Here is an 11,495-nt window from a genome sequence, read left to right on the forward strand (position 1 = left end):
AATAGTAACGCAATCTTTAGGTATCCCGCATGAAAGTTAGTTTGCTCCCGGTTTTAAACGACCCTAACCTTGACGCTGCTGCGCCCTCGACGCAGCGCCAGCTAGCTATTTCAGTGTCTGCGACGGCAAGCTCGATCGACTCCAGCGTACCCTTAAACCTGTGCCTGATTCTCGACCACAGTGGTTCGATGGGCGGACGCCCCTTGGAAACCGTCAAACAAGCCGCCGGACGGTTGCTCGACAGGTTGAAGCCCGGGGATCGCTTTTGCGCGGTGGCTTTCGACCACAAAGCCAAAGTCCTCGTCCCCAATCAAATTGTGGGAGATCCCAGCAGCATTAAACGGCAAATTGAGCAATTGCGCTCGGCCGGTGGCACAGCAATTGATGAGGGCATTAAGTTAGGTATTGAAGAGTTGGGCAAAGGCAAAAAAGAAGCTATATCTCAGGCGTTTCTGCTGACTGACGGCGAAAACGAACACGGCGACGACAGCCGCTGTTTGAAGTTGGCTAAATTGGCTGCCGACTACAACATGACTTTAAATTCTCTGGGATTTGGCGATAACTGGAACCAGGATATTCTGGAAAAAATTGCTGATGCTGGCGGCGGTGCTCTGGCTCACATTCAGCGTCCTGAAGATGCGGTTGACGAGTTTGGTAAACTGTTTAGTCGCGTCCAAGGTGTAGGTTTGACTAATGCTTATTTGCTATTTTCCCTAATGCCAAAAGTGCGGTTAGCCGAACTCAAACCGATCGCCCAAGTTGCCCCGGATACGATCGAATTACCGATACAGCAAGAGGGCGATCGTTTTATGGTGCGCCTGGGAGATTTAATGAAGGATATAGAGCGAGTAGTTTTGGCTAATATTTATATTGGACAGTTGCCCGAAGGTACACAGGCGATCGGGCAATTGCAAATTCGCTACGACGATCCGACTGTCGGGCAAGGTTTGCTTTCCGATCCTGTTGCAGTTTCTGCTAATGTCTTAAAAGTTTATCAGCCAGCACTTAACCCGATGGTGCAGCAGCACATTTTAGCTTTGGCTAAATACCGCCAAACTCAACTCGCAGAAACTAGATTGCAACAGGGCGATCGCGCCGGCGCGGCAACGATGTTGCAAACAGCAGCTAAAACTGCTTTGCAAATGGGCGATAAAAGTGCCGCAACTGTGCTGCAAACCTCTGCTACTCGCTTGCAATCTGGTGAACAATTGAGTGAAGCCGATCGCAAGAAAACTCGGATTGCTTCTAAAACTATTTTGAAGTAATCGCGCGATTTGAAATTCTAAATAATTTTAAATTGGGCGATCGGACAATTTGGTGATGCGAAATCGCCTCTACAAAAACGAAACCCGCCTGGGCGCGGGTTTCAATATTCTGAGTCTCGCCTGCAAAAGGCGAAAGTCAGTGTATGCCGATTGTTTCAAGCTGTGGATCGTGTAGAAGCTCGATCGTTTAGAATGTTTGTATCACCTCTCAACAGTGCTTGTAAGCTGTTGTGCATTTAATTTTTAGGTTGAGGGCGGGCAGGATGCCCACCCCATAAGAGGAAAAATTTATTTTAGTATGCAATTTAAATGCGGATTAGCTTATGAGCCAGACAATATCTGATAAAGTACGCTGGACTACCGCCGATTTAGAACTATTGCCCGATAACGGCGATCGTTACGAAATTATTGATGGAGAGTTATTTGTGACCTGGGCAGCACACTGGAATCATCAAGAAGTTTGTGGTAACATTTGCATAGAGTTAAATAATTGGTCACAAAAAACAGGATTAGGAGAATCAGTAATTAGTCCAGGGGTGATTTTTACAGATGTAGATTGTGTTATTCCTGATGTGGTTGGAATTAGCAACGAACGCTTGGCTATCTTGCTAGACGAAGCGGGACATTTAACCGCCGCACCAGAGTTAATTGTTGAAGTGTTATCCCCCGGTGCAGACAATCAGACACGCGATCGAGACGTGAAACTCAGACTCTATTCGGTGCGACGAGTGCAGGAATACTGGGTTGTGAATTGGCAATTGCAGCAAATAGAAGTTTATCGCAGGGAACAAGCAAGTTTAAGGCTCATTGCTACACTGTTGAGCAATGATGAACTAACTTCCCCTTTGTTGCCCGGTTTTAGTTGTTCGGTCGCTCAAATTTTTGCCTAAATTATGAAATCATCATTTTACAATTTAATTGCTACTCTAGTAATCTTTACTATCTTTGGTAATATATCCCCTGCTGTCTCTGCTAAATCCTCAGCAATATTAATAGCTCAAAAAACGATTGTTCAAAATCCTGCTGAAGATTTATTTAATAGTGCTTTAGCCAAATCAGAGGCAGGAGACATTCCAGGGGCGATCGCCGATTACACAGAAGCCATCCGCCTCAACCCGAACTACGCCAAAGCCTACAACAAACGCGGCATCATCCACGGCCGCAATCTCAAAGATTATCCAGCAGCTAAAGCAGATTTCGATCGCGCAATTGAAATTAACCCCAACTACGGCGACGCCTACTACAACCGCGCCAGAGTCCGCGAGTTCTTAGAAGACAAACCGGGGGCGATCGCCGATTATCAAAAAGCAGCAGAACTCTATCAAAAAGATGGCAATACCAACGATTATCAAGATGCCATCAAACATCTTCAAATGCTGCAAGAATAAATGGCTTTTGAAAACATAGTATAATATGCTTCGATCAGCGTTCATCCGCGTCCATCTGCGGTTAAACACTCCAAATTAACTATTCAAAAAATGCCCGAAAATTCCACCGTTACCGTTACCGTACCCGCCACAACCGCCAACCTAGGCCCCGGCTTCGACTGCATCGGCGCCGCTTTAAGCCTCTACAACCGCTTCCAATTCTCCCGACTCGAACCCTCAGCAACCGAGAAACTAAAAATTACTGTTACAGGCAAAGAAACCACCAAAGTCAAGACAGATGACAGCAATCTCGCTTATCAAGCATTTATAAAGTTATACGGATACCTGAACCAATCGCCGCCGCCCGTAGCCATACATATAGATATGCAAGTGCCGCTGGCTAGAGGTTTAGGAAGTTCCGCCACAGCTATTGTCGGTGGGTTAGTTGGTGCAAATGAATTAGCCGGAAAGCCTTTGAGTCAGGTGGAAGTGATGCAATTGGCGATCGAACTTGAAGGACATCCCGACAACGTTGTCCCCGCTTTACTGGGAGGATGTCGCCTCGCTGCTAGCAATGCACCCCCCCAACCCCCCCTTAGTAAGGGGGGGCTAAGAGAAGAATTCCCCCTTACCGACGCGGGGATCACACAATCACCCCCCCTTAGCAAGGGGGGGCAGGGGGGGGGTTCATGGGAGATTTGCGATATTCCCTGGCATCCGAATATTGTGCCCGTGGTAGCCATCCCCGATTTTGAACTTTCTACAGCCGAAGCCCGCAAAGTTTTGCCAGCAGATTACAGTAAGGCTGACGCGATTTTTAATGCTGCACACCTCGGTTTGCTAGTGCGGGCTTTGGAAACTGGCAATGAAAACTGGCTGCGCTGCGCCCTCCAAGACAAAATTCACCAACCTTATCGGCAATCTCTGATTAAGGGATATGAAGCGGTGCAACAAGCTGCCCTGAATGCAGGGGCCTATGAAATGGTAATTAGCGGTGCCGGGCCAACGCTTTTAGCTTTAACGGATATGGCTAACGCCGAGGCGGTTGAAAAAGCGATGGCGGCTGCTTGGATGGAATTTGGGGTCAAGGCTGAGGTAAGGGCGATCGGCCTTGATACTCAAGGCGCGCTAGTCTCCCTTTAATTATTCCAATCCTAGACACACAACATCTACATAACCGTGTTTTGTAGGGGCAATCTCTCGTGGTTGCCCCTCTCGATGGAATTATTCATATTTCTATTCTCTTCCTCTCTCCTTCAAATCTCTGGAATATCAAATCAAGTCTCTTTTCGATAACTTCTGCCATTCCCTCTACAAAATTTTACCTGAAAAAAGTGCAGTCATTGTAGGGGCGGATTCACAAGAATTTCCGGCTACAACCAACCATTTCAAAAACCCGCCCCCACCAACGGTAAATACTGTTAATTAACTGTGACGCAGCGGAATTTCTATCTGAATTTTAGTGCCTTTACCCGGTTCTGAAAAACACTTGAACTCTCCTTTGTGCTGCTCTACAATTATCCGATAGCTGAGAGCAAGTCCCGGTGATATCGGTGGTTCCGCAGGTTGGGAAACCAAAAATGGCTCAGAAAGTTGCGCTGTGATATCTTTGCTAATTGCCATGTCGTTATCAGCAATCTCAATAGAAATTCGCTGACCATCGACCACCTGAGTGCTAATCAAAATCACAGGCTTAAATTTGCTCGATTCCAACTCTGCCAACTCTTGAGCAGACTCTTCCAAAACATCGATCGCGTGATTGATGATATTCAGAAAAGCTTGATTGAGCAGACCTGCATAACACTCAATTTGTGGCAAATTGCCGAATTCTTTCATCACCTTGATGTCTCGCCTTCCCTCGCGCGCCGGCAAGCGGTGCTGTAACAACAACAGAGTATTTTCTAAACCGTCGGAAACATCGAATAACTGCCAGCCCGATCGATCGCTGCGGGAAAAATCCTGTAGTGACAAAATTATTTGGCGGATGCGATCGCTCCCGGTACGCATGGAACTCACAATTTTTAATAAATCGTCGAGTACGAATTCCACATCCATATCTTGTTGTTTTTGCAGAATTTCCGATCCGGGATTGACTAGCTCTTGTTGATACAATCGCAGTAGTTCAATTAAATCGGTCGTGTAGCTTTGGACGTGAGTTAGATTGCTGTAAATAAAAGTAATTGGGTTATTAATTTCGTGGGCTATCCCAGACACCAATTCGCCCAAACTAGACATTTTTTCACTTTGCAGAATTCGCTCGCGCGACAGTTGCAATTCTTGCTGTGTTAACTCCAACCGCGCCCTCAACTCGTGCGATCGCTTAGACGCGCGCACCCGCGCCAATAATTCGTGCTTAACTATCGGTTTAAACAGAAAATCGTCAAAGGGCACATCCAATTCTTGAATTTCATCAAATTGGTCTGGTGTTGTCAGCAGAATAAAATAGGCTGTTGCCAATTCTCGTGAACCGAAGCTATCCCGTAGGGAATCGGCTTTCACTAGCCGGCACACCTCCAAAAAGTTGATTTGAGGCGAAGTCCCGTCGCAAATTATCACATCGGGGGACAACTCCCTCGCCAAGTCTAAACCCTCCTTGTCGTCGGGAACGACTCTCACCTGATGTCCCTGTTGGCTGAGTAACTCTTGGACAACTTGAAAAGTCACAGTATCCGCGATGATCGCCAGAATCTTTGCCATACTTCTACCACCTCCACAAATTACTTTTTAGGATACAACCGCCAGAATTGCGCTGACAGATTTAAAATTCCAAAATAGTTCAATTCCACCAAAAAACAGCCCATCCCCGCTCCCTCAAAACCCAAAATAGCCCATACCATTTTACAATTTATATTTTAGAGTAAAAAATTGGGAATGACTTACTGTATAATAGTTGGGAGCTTGCCTAAAGTTGCATATTTTTTGGGGAATGGTATCACCAGAAGGTATAATTTTAGACGGGTAATGCAAAAATGCAAATTTTCTCCTTCGTAATTAATGTTACATCAGAGCTTTCGGCCGAAAGACTGCTGAGGGCGATCGCAGATAGTTTCTCAAATTGCGCCAGGAAACAATAAAAAACTTTAAAATCAATTAATAGTATCGTTAAATTCACCTTCTCGGTCAGCGCCTGAGAATGCCAATTACCAACACCACCTCAACTTTGATTCAAGCCGAAACACTAGAACTATTAGAATGGCCGCGCCTGTGTCAGCACTTAGCTACCTTCGCGGCCACCAAACTTGGCGTCGCCGCCGCCCTCGACCTCGAAATCCCGGCAACTCAAGCTCAAACAGCAGAACTCCTAGCCCAAACTCAGGAAGCTTATCAGTTAGACAGCCGCGCTGGCGGTGCTTTGAGTTTTGAAGGAATCCAAGACATCGGCACTGCCCTGCAGCGAGCCGAACTCCAAGGTTTGCTCAGCGGCGAAGAATTGCTGGCAATTGCTACTACCCTCGCCGGAGCAAGGCAATTGCGCCGGATAATTGACTCTCAGGCAGATGTGCCGACGCTCAAAGAACTGGCAGCCCAATTGCGGACTTATCCCGAACTAGAGCAAGAAATCCATCGCTGTATAGACGATCGCGCTCAAGTAGCAGACAGAGCCACTCCTAAATTAGCAGGAATTAGAGTTCAAATGCGACAGTTGCGCGATCGCATTTATCAAATATTGCAGGGGATTTTGCAGCGCCAATCCAACGCAGTACAAGAACAGCTAATTACCCAAAGAAGCGGACGCTTTGTCATTCCCGTCAAAGCTCCCCAAAAAGATGCCATACCGGGCATCGTTCATGACTCCTCTGCCAGCGGCGCGACACTGTACGTAGAACCCCACAGCACAGTCAATCTTAACAACCAAATGCGGCAATTTCTCCGGCAAGAACAAGCCGAAGAAGAAGCAGTCCGCCGCGCCCTCACCGAGCAAGTCGCAGCAGTCAAACCAGATTTAGACAGATTGGTGGTGGTAGTTACAACTTTAGATTTAGCGGCTGCTAAATCGCGTTATAGTTTTTGGTTGCAAGCAAATCCGCCGAAATTTATCGAATTGGGAGAGCCAGAATTAGCACCAAAAAATCCCGAAACAGAAGATGAGGAAAAAGAAGATGATGAAAACTCAGAAAACAGTCAATTATTAATTCGCAACCTGCGATCGCAAATTACCCTGCGCCATTTGCGCCATCCTTTATTAGTTTGGCAGCAACAGCACGAGCAAGGCTTTCCAGTCGTGCCGGTCGATTTAACGATCGGGCCGCACATCCGCGTCGTCGCCATCACTGGCCCCAACACTGGCGGCAAAACTGTCACCCTCAAAACCTTGGGATTGGCAGCTTTAATGGCGAAAGCAGGAATGTTTATTGCCGCCCGCGAACCCGTAGAATTGCCTTGGTTCGACAATATTTTGGCTGATATTGGTGACGAACAATCTTTGCAGCAAAGTTTGTCTACTTTCTCCGGCCACATCCGCCGCATCAGCCGCATTTTAGAAGTTTTACACAATAAATCGCAGGCTGAAGGGGAAGAAAATTCAAACCTGACAATTACTAATTCCCAACAGCAAGACGAAGAAGTCGCAGATACACAGAACACTGTTTCTGCTCTCCCAATTCTCAAACCTAAATTACAAATTCCCCAACCCCAAATCCCAATTACCAATTCCCAATTACCAATTCCCAAATCTTTAGTTTTGTTAGACGAAGTAGGAGCGGGGACAGACCCCTCAGAAGGCAGTGCATTGGCGATCGCCCTGTTGAAATACCTCGCCCAACATTCCCTATTAACAGTTGCAACTACCCACTTTGGCGAACTCAAAGCCCTCAAATATCAAGACTCCCGCTTTGAAAATGCCTCAGTAGAATTTGATGACAATTCCATGCAGCCAACCTATCGCTTGCTGTGGGGAATTCCCGGACGTTCCAACGCCCTCACCATTGCCAAAAGACTCGGTTTGCTAGCATCCATAGTCGATGAAGCTCAAACCTATGTCGGGGGAGCGTCTCAAGATGTCAATCAAGTGATTGCTGGACTCGAAGCACAGCGCCGGAAACAGGAAACCAAGGCCAGAGAAGCAACTCAACTGCTACACCAAACCGAAAAACTGCACAGAGAAGTTTCTCAAAAAGCAGCCGCTTTGCAAGAGCGGGAGCGAGAACTAAAAATAGCTCAGGAAGTGGCAGTAAATGAGGCGATAGGGTCGGCAAAATCAGAAATTGCTCAAATCATTCGTCGCTTGCAGTCGGGCAACCAGACGGCTCAAAATGCCCAACAAGCGACAGAAACTTTAAATCAAATTTCTGAAAAACACCTGCCCTCTCGCCAACAACCGGCTAAACCCAAACCGAGTTTTATGCCGAAAGTGGGCGATCGCATCCGCATTCCCAGCTTGGGCCAAACCGCCGAAGTCCTCAGCGGCCCAGACGCTAACGAAGAATTGAGCGTCCGGTTTGGGATTATGAAAATGACTGTCAAACTAGGAGAAATTGAATCCCTCGACGGTCAAAAACCGGAAACTAAAGCTCAATTAGCCAAGGCGGCCGCCCAAGCACAAGCACTCGCTACGGCTAAAGCTAAGCAAGCAGCGGCGGAACCTGCAAAACCCAATCCCGAAATTGCCATTCGCACTGCTAATAATTCGATCGACTTACGGGGTGCGAGAGTCTCAGACGCAGAAATCGAAATAGACAGAGCTCTTTCCAAAGCCGTGGAATACGGAGTGCTGTGGATAATTCACGGCAAAGGTACGGGACAGTTGCGGCGAGGCGTTCACGAGTTCCTCGCGACTCATCCGCAGGTTTCCCGCTTTGAGCTCGCCAGTCAAAAAGAAGGAGGTGCAGGTGTAACGGTGGTTTATTTGAAATAATCAAAATTTACGCATTTCCGGTTGACTCGTAATTATAGCAATCCTCGCATCATTGGTGAATTTCTTACTCCCTCCCCTTGGTAAGGGGAGGGTTGGGGTGGGGTAAAAAATTTACGAGTCATTTAGGATTGCTATATATATAGTTGTATGCCGCAAAACAAGTCGCAAGGAACATATCATACTGATGCAACCGGAATGGATACTATACTGCAAATGTGGAATAATTAAGAGTTGCTTTCCCACTTTAGTAACTGCCTGACTAATGAAAAAAACTCCCTCAAATGAAGTTTTGGTTGGCGACTGTCGTGAAGTGATGAAGACATTGCCAGAAAATTATATTTCTGCCTGTATCACTGACCCACCTTATAATTATGAATTTATTGGTCATAAATGGGATGACTCAGAAATTCAAAGGCGTATTGAAAGAGTCAATGGCAAGGGAAATAAAACCCTGGTTAAAAACATTCCCTATGGCAGTGGTTTAGCAGGTGGAGTCAGAAACCAAAAATGGTATCAAAGGAATCGCAACAACACTCTGGATTATGAAAAGTGGTGCTTTGAGTGGGGTGAGCAGCTTTTTCGGATCTGCAAACCGGGTGCGACAGTTTTAGTTTTCAACAGCACACGAACGGTTGCTCACGTACAAGTAGCACTTGAAAGTGCTGGTTTCTATGCGAGAGATATTCTTGTTTATAAAAGATCGAGTGGTATTCCTAAAGGTGTCAATATCAAACAACAGTTAGAGAAAAAAGGATATGAAAATTCTGAACAATGGGATGGTTGGCACAGTTGTCTGAGGAACGAATGGGAAGCAATCTGCGTACTTCAAAAACCACTGGTCAATAATTACTTGGAAACTCTACAGGAGTATGGTACTGGTCTATTTTATACTAAAGATCAGTTCGGTGGTTTTCAGTCAAATATTTTAGAAGGTATACAGCGTGAGAAAACCGAGGAGTTTAACGTCCATTGCACAGTTAAACCAATCGCTCTAATGAGAAAGCTGGTCGAAATATTTGTACCGCGTTTGGAAAATTCTATTCTAATCGATCCTTTCGCAGGATCGGGAACCACCTTGCTGGCGGCGCAAGAATTTGGCATTAGGTATGTTGGCATTGAAATAGTACCTGACTACATAGAGATTATCAACAAGCGCCTTAATAGTTTCAGCGGTATACAGGGAATTCTCCCACTTTTTCAATAAGAAATGACTTTAAATCAAACCCGCTTATTGTTTTTATGAACTCAAACGAATCGTCGCCTGTGTAAACTTTCCAAGTCCCTACTTGGCACGCTGTAATAGCTGCGGGTAAATTATCTTTTCTAAGAATCAAAAATACTGGTTCGTAATTATAAGTACGAAGCAGTTGGCCATAAGATTTGAACTTTTTCAGCGTTCCAGAGTCTCCTGAGCCAATACGATATTTTGTATCTATTGCGTACCCATCAACAATCAGATCGCACGGCTCATCGCTTCCAACTTTAAATGCTGGCTGAAAGCTACTGCAATATGTTTTACACGTTTCAGTAACTAACAATTGCCAACACATATCTAACTCACGTCCCCAATATTGCCTATTTTCTTTTTTTATTATTGGAGAAATACCAAACACATCCATTAAGATATCGTGTTCTTCATTCTCTTCTGCATAAATTTTTTCGGTAAATGACTTTTGGTATCTTGCTAAAATTTGCTCTAGTCTTCTTTCAGTCATCATCAATTACCAGATCGGCTAGACTAACGGATAATGCCTTGGCTATTTTGCTGGCATTAAGCAGCGTTATATTCCTTTCACCTCGTTCAACTGAACCAATATAGGTGCGATGTAATTCCGATAGTTCTGCAAGCTGATCTTGGGAAAGATTTCTGAGCTTTCTGAAATGTCTAACTTTTTTACCAAATTGCTCCGTAATATCCATAGATGGCGCCAGATGAAGCAATGATAACTATAATCTGACAGACTATAAGTAGCGACAGACTATAAGTAGCATTCGAGAGCGCTAGGATCTTTGCATTGATATAAGTCCCGATAGTTTCAAAGCACTGATTTGATTTCGGTCACTCTGCGGGGTAGGATGGTTAGAAGTAAAAATCTCTAGGTTTTGCGGATTGTGATCGATCGAACTTGAAACCGCAACTTTTAACCCGCAACTCCGTCCAGCAGTTAGGATTGCCGGAATCAAAGCAACGAGCTATGGAGACAAATTAACAGATGTGCTGTTGCCCACAGGCCACAAAGCTTTAATCACTGCATACTGTTTGATATCCTGCCTCAACCAGTCTTAATTTCCCGTGCTGAAGCCATGCGCTCGACCGTAAAGTCCTCCGCTCCCACAAACGAAACGGGCCAATCTCCCAACTGGGCAGAATTGACCCAAAAAGCACCAGAACCTACCCAGTTGGACAACATTAAAGCCCAACTGGATTTAGTGCTGTTAGCACTAGAAGCACTGGCAGAAATTGGCTCAGAGGCGATGCTCAAGGTAGCAGCCGAACTGAATTTAGAGCCAATGGTAGCCGATCGGGTAGCTTTGTGGCGGCTGCGACAGTCTAACCCGCTGCGGAAAGGCCAGGGAGGGCGCAAAAAACTAGATGTGGAGGAAGCTCGATCGCTCGTTTTGATAAGCTGTCATTTGGCAAAACAGCACCAAGCTTTAATCCGCCGCGCTGTTGCTTTGCTCGAACAAATGGCAGAGCAAAACCGCGAACCTCACACCATCGCTTTGCTGGGAGATTATATTGACAGGTTCAGCAACACTTATGGCTCGCGCATGGAAGATGCAGAAAATTTGTCGGCCCGAGAGTTGACTGATTTGGCCCTCAAACTCCTGATCGATTTGCTATTTTACAGCAGTCCCGGCGGCCACCGCCGCCTCTGGCTGGCTCTTCTAGACCGTGCTAAGAATTAGTCATTAGTCATTAGTCATTAGTCATTAGTCATTAGTCATTAGTCATTAGTCATTAGTCATTAGTCATTAGTCATTAGTCATTAGTCATTAGTCATTAGT

10 protein-coding genes are annotated in these 11,495 nt (G+C 45.8%); 7 read left to right on the forward strand and 3 right to left on the reverse strand.

Annotation, left to right across the window (positions count from 1 at the left end):
- Positions 1-29: 29 nt before the first annotated feature.
- The 4 genes from QUA03_RS02200 to thrB all read left to right on the forward strand — a co-directional run bounded on the left by QUA03_RS02200 (position 30) and on the right by thrB (position 3,775).
- Positions 30-1,265, forward strand: a complete 1,236-nt coding sequence (locus QUA03_RS02200; protein WP_333209300.1) for a VWA domain-containing protein — start codon at positions 30-32, stop codon at positions 1,263-1,265.
- Between the two features lie 323 nt (positions 1,266-1,588).
- The gene (locus QUA03_RS02205) at positions 1,589-2,155 is read left to right on the forward strand and encodes a Uma2 family endonuclease (RefSeq protein WP_333209302.1); all 567 of its coding nucleotides are present in this window, start codon (positions 1,589-1,591) and stop codon (positions 2,153-2,155) included.
- 3 nt (positions 2,156-2,158) lie between these two features.
- The gene (locus QUA03_RS02210) at positions 2,159-2,653 is read left to right on the forward strand and encodes a tetratricopeptide repeat protein (RefSeq protein WP_333209303.1); all 495 of its coding nucleotides are present in this window, start codon (positions 2,159-2,161) and stop codon (positions 2,651-2,653) included.
- 90 nt (positions 2,654-2,743) lie between these two features.
- Complete coding sequence (gene thrB / locus QUA03_RS02215) at positions 2,744-3,775, forward strand: homoserine kinase (RefSeq protein WP_333209305.1); 1,032 nt, start codon at positions 2,744-2,746, stop codon at positions 3,773-3,775.
- 282 nt (positions 3,776-4,057) lie between these two features.
- Here the strand turns inward: thrB and QUA03_RS02220 are convergent, their stop codons facing one another.
- On the reverse strand, positions 4,058-5,329 hold the full coding sequence (locus QUA03_RS02220) for an ATP-binding protein (protein WP_333094930.1): 1,272 nt from the start codon (positions 5,327-5,329) through the stop codon (positions 4,058-4,060).
- 463 nt (positions 5,330-5,792) lie between these two features.
- Between QUA03_RS02220 and QUA03_RS02225 the strand changes: the two genes are divergently transcribed.
- A complete protein-coding gene (locus tag QUA03_RS02225; RefSeq protein ID WP_333209318.1) occupies positions 5,793-8,486 on the forward strand; it encodes an endonuclease MutS2 in 2,694 nt (897 codons plus the stop codon).
- Positions 8,487-8,748: 262 nt separating this feature from the next.
- Positions 8,749-9,690 (forward strand): site-specific DNA-methyltransferase, encoded by a 942-nt coding sequence (locus QUA03_RS02230; protein ID WP_333209307.1) that lies wholly within the window; start codon positions 8,749-8,751, stop codon positions 9,688-9,690.
- Here the strand turns inward: QUA03_RS02230 and QUA03_RS02235 are convergent.
- The gene (locus QUA03_RS02235; protein WP_333209309.1) at positions 9,653-10,204 is read right to left on the reverse strand and encodes a hypothetical protein; all 552 of its coding nucleotides are present in this window, start codon (positions 10,202-10,204) and stop codon (positions 9,653-9,655) included. The two genes, QUA03_RS02230 and QUA03_RS02235, sit on opposite strands and share 38 nt — an antisense overlap.
- On the reverse strand, positions 10,194-10,406 hold the full coding sequence (locus QUA03_RS02240; protein WP_242715747.1) for a helix-turn-helix domain-containing protein: 213 nt from the start codon (positions 10,404-10,406) through the stop codon (positions 10,194-10,196). The genes QUA03_RS02235 and QUA03_RS02240 overlap by 11 nt, the downstream gene beginning before the upstream one ends.
- A 384-nt stretch (positions 10,407-10,790) precedes the next feature.
- Between QUA03_RS02240 and QUA03_RS02245 the strand changes: the two genes are divergently transcribed.
- Positions 10,791-11,396, forward strand: a complete 606-nt coding sequence (locus tag QUA03_RS02245; protein ID WP_333209311.1) for a DUF3038 domain-containing protein — start codon at positions 10,791-10,793, stop codon at positions 11,394-11,396.
- Positions 11,397-11,495: the final 99 nt, after the last annotated feature.

It is taken from the genome of Microcoleus sp. S36b_A4 (genome assembly GCF_036700645.1).
Classification (GTDB): domain Bacteria; phylum Cyanobacteriota; class Cyanobacteriia; order Cyanobacteriales; family Microcoleaceae; genus Microcoleus.

Coding starts and splice junctions, on each gene's coding strand:
- QUA03_RS02200 (WP_333209300.1), top strand. CDS start 30: ATGAAAGTTAGTTTGCTCCCGGTTTTAAACGACCCTAACCTTGACGCT.
- QUA03_RS02205 (WP_333209302.1), top strand. CDS start 1,589: ATGAGCCAGACAATATCTGATAAAGTACGCTGGACTACCGCCGATTTA.
- QUA03_RS02210 (WP_333209303.1), top strand. CDS start 2,159: ATGAAATCATCATTTTACAATTTAATTGCTACTCTAGTAATCTTTACT.
- thrB (WP_333209305.1), top strand. CDS start 2,744: ATGCCCGAAAATTCCACCGTTACCGTTACCGTACCCGCCACAACCGCC.
- QUA03_RS02220 (WP_333094930.1), bottom strand. CDS start 5,329: ATGGCAAAGATTCTGGCGATCATCGCGGATACTGTGACTTTTCAAGTT.
- QUA03_RS02230 (WP_333209307.1), top strand. CDS start 8,749: ATGAAAAAAACTCCCTCAAATGAAGTTTTGGTTGGCGACTGTCGTGAA.
- QUA03_RS02235 (WP_333209309.1), bottom strand. CDS start 10,204: ATGATGACTGAAAGAAGACTAGAGCAAATTTTAGCAAGATACCAAAAG.
- QUA03_RS02240 (WP_242715747.1), bottom strand. CDS start 10,406: ATGGATATTACGGAGCAATTTGGTAAAAAAGTTAGACATTTCAGAAAG.
- QUA03_RS02245 (WP_333209311.1), top strand. CDS start 10,791: ATGCGCTCGACCGTAAAGTCCTCCGCTCCCACAAACGAAACGGGCCAA.